Genomic DNA, 5906 nt, shown 5'->3' with positions numbered 1-5906 from the left:
GCCTTGGCGGATCAAATCCACCACACGCATCCTACCATTACCCGCCGCGCCGATAATTCCGTGATCGCGCCAGTATCATCAAGTCGCCCGGTCTGTTTGCACGTTCGGCGAACGCTCAACAACACGGCTTGACGGCCTGTGTCTGGCGTCTGAAAAGGGCTGGCCTGCGGACGTGGCGGAATTGGTAGACGCAAGGGACTTAAAATCCCTCGATCTCTGATCGTACGGGTTCGATTCCCGTCGTCCGCACCACCCTTCGCTCTTCGAGCTTCGGGTGGCGGGCCACCTGAAGCTCGGCAGGTTCGAATTTCATCCGTTCAGGCGCACCAATTTCACCGGCTACGGCTTGTCAGCATCTCTACGCCTCGAACACTTTCTCAGTGAACCATTCCGCCAACCTGGCAAGCTCCGGCCCCAGCACGCGATCGGCGCCGACAGGCGGCACGATAGCTCTGATTTGATCGACGAAGGAGCGCAGCGCCGGCGGCGGCGTGCGTTCGGTGACGTACAGCGCCTGCGAGGCGATCATTGCCAGCATCGCCATGGCGGCATCGACGCAGCGTCCGGCCGTTGCCTCCTTGGTCCATGCGAAGAACGCCGTCGTGGCGACGTCGTCCTGCCCCGCGCCAGCCGATTCCGTGCCCGGAATGAAGGTACGTTGCGCCGCCAGCTTGGCCTGCTCGAGATAGCCGGTGATCGCCATCGGCACATAGCCGACATTGCCGTGGCCATCGCTGTCGGCCGAGTGACGTCCGGTCATCAGCAGATCCGGCAGCAGCGACACCTTGCCGTTGAGAAGCTTCGAGGCGTGGCGGTCGCAAAGCAGGCAGATGTCGGCCCATATCGCCGCCAGGTCGTCCAACGCCGGCGTCGCCATGGCGTTGTGATAGCCGCCGGTCGAGATGCAACGGCCGAGCGGATGTGCATCGTCGGGCGGGATGTAGACCGGATTGTCCGATATCGAGGCCAGCGACACATTGGCCGCCCGCTCGGCCGACGACAGCGCACGATGCGCCTGGCCGAGGACGCGCGGCACGATGCGGTAGCTGACCGGCGCCTGATAATTGCGCCGCCCGTCTCCGGCGCCAACCAGAAATTCCCGCAAACCCTGCAGGGCCGCGGCCTCATGCTCATCGCCCCAGAGCGTGTCGAGGGCGGCGTCATAGTGTTCGAGCGGGGCCCGAAACGCCTCGATTGACAGCGCGAACACCTGTTGCGCCATGCGGATGCGGCGGCGCGCCGCGAGCGCTGCGTCGGCCACCAGAGCGGCAGCGCAGGGCGAGCCGTTGATGAGCGAGCCGCGTTCCTTGACCTCGAGGTCGAAGCGCGTCGAAAGTTCTGCAAACAAGGGGTAGAGCGCCAGGATCTCACCGGCGCCGCCCTGGCCGGAGGCCGGCACCGTTGGCATCGGCTCTCCGTCGAGCATTGCGGCCACGCCGAGCGCGATGCGCGGCGTGGTGGCGGCGTTGCCCTCGATGAAGTTCGTCAGACGGGCAAGCACGATCGCCCTGACCACGCGATCCGGCAAGGGATCGCCGAACGAGGTCGCGGCGGCGAACGCCTTGATGCGCGCATGGCGGTCCCGCTCGTCAGGTTCGAGCTTTCGGCTTGCCAATTCCCCCATGGCGGTTGTGACGCCATAGATGACCGGTGGCGGATCGGATTCAATCAGCCTGAGAAACGAGGCGCGGCATTCGGCGATGCGTTGCAAGGCCTTCTCGCTGATCTCCACCGTGTCCTTCTTCCAGGCGACGCGGAAAACAGTGTCGAGGTTGATGTCCTCACGCTTCGACAGGCTAACTGGCATGCTTCACACCACTGGAAATAAGGGACTTAGTAGAGTGGTTCCTCGAACAGCGTCTTGTCGCCGTCGACCAGCGCCTTGATCTGCGCGGTGCCGTCGCCGGCGAGCGCAAGACGGATGCCGAATGACCGCACCCGCATGTCGTTCTGGATCGCCATCCCCTCGCCTTCCGGCAGATAGAAGCGCTCGATGCCGTAGTCCGGCGCGATGGTCGCCTCTTTGCTGCGAAGATCCCAACCCTCGGCGACATGGCCCGATATATCGGCCTCGTCGGCGGTTGCCGTCGTTGGCGCCTTGCCGAACCAGGCGGTTGTCGGCTGCCAATAGTTGTCGGCGCCCTTCTTCAGGCGGACGACAATCACAGTGTCGTCGCTGGAAAATTTGTCGGGCGGGATGTTGGCGATCATTTTCACCGGTATGCGCGAAATCTCGTAGCCCAGGATAATATAGTCGCCGCGAAGGAGATCGCGCGGATCGACAGGCTCGATTTTCAGCAGCACTTCCTTGCCGTTGCGCAGGATCGCCGCCCGGCCGGCGATGATCCAGCTCAGGAAGCCGATCTGGACGAGCGCCAGCACCAGTGCCGAGATGACAAGCCTTTTCCCGGTGATCATGCCGTGGCTCCTTTGGCATCTGGGCCCTTCATGCGTTTTTCCACGCGGATGATGACGATCGCAAGGATGCCGAGCAGCACCGCGGCGGCCAGGAAGAAACCGGCCGTATCGAGCATCGATTGCAAGGTCACCACATAGATGATGGCGAGTTCGAAGGCGAAGCCGAGATAGGCAAGCCAGCGCAGCCCACGGCTCTCCCGTCCTGCCAGCACGATCGCGGCGACAATGCCGGCCAGCGCGACCACCGAAGCGAGGGCAAAACCGCTGTTGTAGGTGCTCTCGTCGGCGAGTTCGAACTGGATCATTGCGAGGCCGGTGAGGAAGCCGAGCAGTGCGTGCAAGGGCAAGCGGCCGCCGAGCTGCACGACCCGGTCGACCGGATCCGGCGCGAAGACCGAGGCCGCGAACAGCAGCGCCGAGACGACGACCAGCGGGATCGCCACCTGCAGCGTATCGTGGTTGGTGACGAGCAGCACAAGATAGAACAGGACCGAGAGGATGATCAGGTGGCGTGCCGCCTGGCTGCGGGTCCAGAACGAGACGGCAAACAGCACGATCGCTATGATCACGAAGGCATGCGGAAATTCGCTGCGGCTGTAGTAGTCGAAGCCTTTGAGGAACAGCCAGGCATCGGCGATGCCGACCGAAGCGACCGTCAGCGGATCAGAACGCAGCGCAACCGCCGCCAATGCCGTGCCGGCGCCCCAGGTGACCAGAGCCGAGGCCTCGTCGCCCGAGAGATGATACATCTGGCCGATCAGCGCGATCGAGCCGCCGAAAGCCGCAGCCGCCACGATCCAGAGCGCCTCGCCGATCGCCGCATGGTCGCGCATCTTCAACAGCGCGCCGCCGACATAGCCACCAAGGATGACGGCAAACAGTGCCGCCACGCGCGCCAGCCGCGGGATCGCGTCCCAATTGGCGGCGACGAAAATCAGGATGGCGGCTCCGAACAGCAAGGCAGCCATCATCGCCAGGATCGAGCCGAAGCTGAGCGACTTGCGCTCGTTGGCCTCGACATCGCGCGAAAGCGAATCGGCCGTCGCGGCGTCGATCAGCCCGGCCTGCTGCCAGCGCGCGATATCCGCCCTGACCCGCGACGAATAGCTCGCCATGCTGCATCTCCCCCAGTTCGGTCTTTTTTTCAGCCGACCCGGTCAAACCGCTGACGCGGCGACATTTTCCGATTCGGGTTTCTTTGTGTCAGGTCCGTGAACGCTGGTTAATGCTGCATTGCACAATTTGCATTGCTGCCATGCAGCCATAGCGCTTTTAAATCGATATGGGTCCGCCTATTTATGGTTCGTACACAAACGGAATGATCCGCAAGAAAGACGAAACGAGAACTACCATGAACCTGATCCGCAACTACCGCAACTGGCGCCGCTACAGGGACACCGTGTCCGAGCTGAGCCGCCTGAGCAACCGTGAACTGACCGACCTCGGCATCAGCCGCAGCGACATTCCTTACGTCGCTCGCAAGGCGGTCTAATTCTTCGGACCGCGAATGGTCCGAACCAGTTTTGAAAAAGAGAACGATAATGAACCTGATCCGCAACTATCGTAACTGGCGCGTTTATCGCGAGACGGTTACCGAGCTGGGTCGCCTTTCCAACCGCCAGCTGCATGATCTCGGTATCGTCCGCGACGAAATCAAGATCATCGCCCGCCAGGCGATCTAGACAGAATTTCGGCAGGGTCGACCTCCTCCCCGACCTTGACGAATACGGTCACCCCTTACCTCCTCCCAAGGGTTGACCACAAAAACGGCGCCCGCTGCACCTCCTCCCGCGGCGGGCGCTGTTTCCCCGGGGCAAAGCGAATTTTGCCCACAAAGGTTTCGCTCCTTTTCAAACAGCGAAAGAGTTTTCGTCAAAGCCGACCTCCTCCCCGGCGATGACGAATAGGCCCGACCTTCACCTCCTCCCGAGGGTTGGCCACAAAAACGGCGCCCGCCGCACCTCCTCCCGCGGCGGGCGCTGTTTCCCAGGCAAAATGAATTTTGCTCCAGAGGTTTCGCCCCTTTTAAAAAGGCGAAAGGAATTTCGTCAAAGCCGACCTCCTCCCCGGCGATGACGAATAGGCCCGATCCTCACCTCCTCCCGAGGGTCGGCCCAAAAAAACGACACCCGCCGGACCTCCTCCCCCGGCGGGTGTTGTTGTTTTCAGGGGGCGCTTCCATCAGCAGCTGTTTGCCCCGCACCACGCACGGCAATTGCAATCGCCGCACCAAGCGATTATTCCGGCGCTCATGAGCAAAAACCCAATCCACATCATCGGCGGCGGCCTCGCCGGTTCCGAAGCCGCATGGCAGGCAGCGCAGGCCGGCGTGCCCGTCATCCTGCATGAAATGCGGCCCGTTCGCGGCACTGATGCACACAAGACCGACAGCCTGGCCGAGCTCGTCTGTTCCAATTCCTTCCGCTCCGACGACGCCGACAACAACGCCGTTGGCCTGCTGCACGCCGAAATGCGGCTGGCCGGCTCGTTGATCATGAGCGCAGGCGACGCCAACCAGGTTCCGGCAGGCGGCGCGCTGGCCGTCGATCGCGACGGATTCGCCGATGCCGTGACGAAAAAACTCGAAGCACACCCGCTGATCACCCTCCGGCGCGAGGAAGTGCCTGGTCTGCCGCCGGCGGATTGGGATCAGGCGATCATCGCCACGGGTCCGCTGACCGCCCCCGGGCTTGCCCAGTCGATCGCGGAAGCGACCGGCGCCGATGCGCTCGCCTTCTTCGACGCCATCGCGCCGATCATCCATTTCGACACGATCGACATGAATACCTGCTGGTTCCAGTCGCGCTACGACAAGGTCGGGCCAGGCGGCACCGGCAAGGACTACATCAATTGTCCGATGGACAAGGACCAGTACCTTGCCTTCGTGCAAGCGCTGGTCGACGGTCAGAAGACTGAATTCAAGCAATGGGAAGGCACGCCCTATTTCGACGGCTGCCTGCCGATCGAGATCATGGCCGAGCGCGGCGTCGAGACGCTGCGCTACGGACCGATGAAGCCGATGGGGCTGACCAACGCGCACAATCCGACGGTAAAGGCCTATGCCGTGGTACAGCTGCGCAAGGACAATGCGCTGGGCACGCTCTACAACATGGTCGGTTTCCAGACCAAGTTGAAGCATGCCGAGCAGGTGCGCGTGTTCCGCACCATTCCGGGTCTCGAAAACGCCGATTTCGCCCGCCTCGGCGGCCTGCACCGCAACACCTACATCAACTCGCCGACCTTGCTGGATGCGTCGCTGCAGTTGAGGTCGCGCCCGGGCCTGCGCTTCGCCGGCCAGATCACCGGCTGCGAAGGCTATGTCGAGAGCGCTGCGATCGGCCTGCTCGCCGGCCGCTTCGCCGCAGCGGAGCGGCTCGGCCAGGCACCGTCGCTGCCGCCGCTCACCACCGCGTTCGGCGCGCTGCTCAACCACATCACCGGTGGCCACATCGTTTCAGACGACGAGCCGGGAAAGCGCTCCTTCCAGC

Annotated in this window: 6 protein-coding genes and 1 tRNA gene; 4 read left to right on the top strand and 3 right to left on the bottom strand. The window is 63.0% G+C overall.

Annotated elements, in window-relative coordinates; genetic code table 11:
• Nucleotides 1–166: 166 nt before the first annotated feature.
• Nucleotides 167–252, top strand: a tRNA-Leu gene (locus EN943_RS34080).
• A 106-nt stretch (nucleotides 253–358) separates the two neighbouring features.
• Here EN943_RS34080 and EN943_RS34075 read toward each other — a convergent pair.
• From EN943_RS34075 to EN943_RS34065, 3 genes are read right to left on the bottom strand one after another with little or no spacing between them, the layout of a single operon-like run.
• Entirely contained in the window at nucleotides 359–1807 is a 1449-nt protein-coding gene (locus tag EN943_RS34075; protein ID WP_127416268.1) for an aromatic amino acid lyase, read from the bottom strand.
• A gap of 26 nt (nucleotides 1808–1833) precedes the next feature.
• On the bottom strand, nucleotides 1834–2418 hold the full coding sequence (locus EN943_RS34070; protein WP_127416267.1) for a GDYXXLXY domain-containing protein: 585 nt from the start codon (nucleotides 2416–2418) through the stop codon (nucleotides 1834–1836).
• Nucleotides 2415–3533 (bottom strand): DUF2157 domain-containing protein, encoded by a 1119-nt coding sequence (locus tag EN943_RS34065; RefSeq protein ID WP_127416266.1) that lies wholly within the window; start codon nucleotides 3531–3533, stop codon nucleotides 2415–2417. The genes EN943_RS34070 and EN943_RS34065 overlap by 4 nt, the downstream gene beginning before the upstream one ends.
• A gap of 236 nt (nucleotides 3534–3769) precedes the next feature.
• Here EN943_RS34065 and EN943_RS34060 point away from each other — a divergent pair, with 236 nt between their 5' ends.
• The 3 genes from EN943_RS34060 to trmFO all read left to right on the top strand — a co-directional run.
• Nucleotides 3770–3910, top strand: a complete 141-nt coding sequence (locus EN943_RS34060) for a DUF1127 domain-containing protein (protein ID WP_013531315.1) — start codon at nucleotides 3770–3772, stop codon at nucleotides 3908–3910.
• 49 nt (nucleotides 3911–3959) lie between these two features.
• The gene (locus EN943_RS34055) at nucleotides 3960–4100 is read left to right on the top strand and encodes a DUF1127 domain-containing protein (protein ID WP_013531314.1); all 141 of its coding nucleotides are present in this window, start codon (nucleotides 3960–3962) and stop codon (nucleotides 4098–4100) included.
• Nucleotides 4101–4669: 569 nt separating this feature from the next.
• On the top strand, nucleotides 4670–5906 hold a 1237-nt coding region (gene trmFO / locus EN943_RS34050; RefSeq protein WP_127416265.1), incomplete at its 3' end, for a methylenetetrahydrofolate--tRNA-(uracil(54)-C(5))-methyltransferase (FADH(2)-oxidizing) TrmFO.

It is taken from the genome of Mesorhizobium sp. M7A.F.Ca.US.006.01.1.1 (genome assembly GCF_003997935.1).
In the GTDB taxonomy this organism is placed as follows: Bacteria; Pseudomonadota; Alphaproteobacteria; order Rhizobiales; family Rhizobiaceae; genus Mesorhizobium.
Note: the sequence above shows the minus strand (reverse complement) of the source record. Positions and strands in the feature narration are given on the sequence as shown.